This window comes from Alteromonas sp. G4i13 (assembly GCF_054960505.1).
The window spans coordinates 1-679 of sequence record NZ_JBHNYX010000119.1 but is presented as its reverse complement, the minus strand read 5'-3'; the positions used below and the strand labels follow the sequence as shown (position 1 = coordinate 679).

Below are 679 nucleotides of genomic sequence, written 5' to 3'. Positions count from 1 at the left end.
GTTGGTCTATTTCACATGGTGGTAGAGCGTGCTAGCCCAATGGCAATCTACTCAACGTTCCCACATTACTCCCATGTACCGTTTCGTAGCCAGTCCGTCGCTTCCGCGAAAAACCAAGTACGAAGACGTCGATAGCTAATCGATTCGTGTACCACTAAAAAAAAACACCTGCTCATCACAGACTTACTATGTACTTCCGCCCTTCGCCATCCTTATCCGCTTTTGACTGATAACGATGCCACCAAACACTGCTGATGGTCAGCTCGGTTTTACCCTCCACACCATTACTGGCTTTCACAGGCCGAACTTTACTCACTACTACGGCTTCATCTGCCACCTCACACCGATTAACATCTTGAGTCTCCCCTTGAACGTTAACCACTTACTCTAAGTAAGTTTAGGTGCCAGGCTTCCCCAGTTACTGCACTGACGCCCTGTTAGAAATCCCACCCTCAAGCACAAAACAGGACTGACCGAGTATCGGGCTTCACGCTATTTTGCACGCTTACCCCCCTGTCTTGCCGAATCAGGTTCACTTGCGTTGTGTACCTCTAACTTCCTATGGCTTCCTTCGGACCCTGCCGTTGGCCAACAACGCCCTTGCCATTCGGATTATCTTCCCCTCAGTCAGGGTGATTCAGGTTTCTTTCAACCTGACGGGTTTGCCAGCTTCGCTGGG

General features: G+C 50.1%; 1 protein-coding gene. It reads right to left on the bottom strand.

Annotated elements, in window-relative coordinates:
• Window positions 1-175: 175 nt before the first annotated feature.
• Entirely contained in the window at window positions 176-382 is a 207-nt protein-coding gene (locus tag ACFI6J_RS21550) for a hypothetical protein (protein ID WP_020746427.1), read from the bottom strand.
• Between the last annotated feature and the right edge of the window lie 297 nt (window positions 383-679).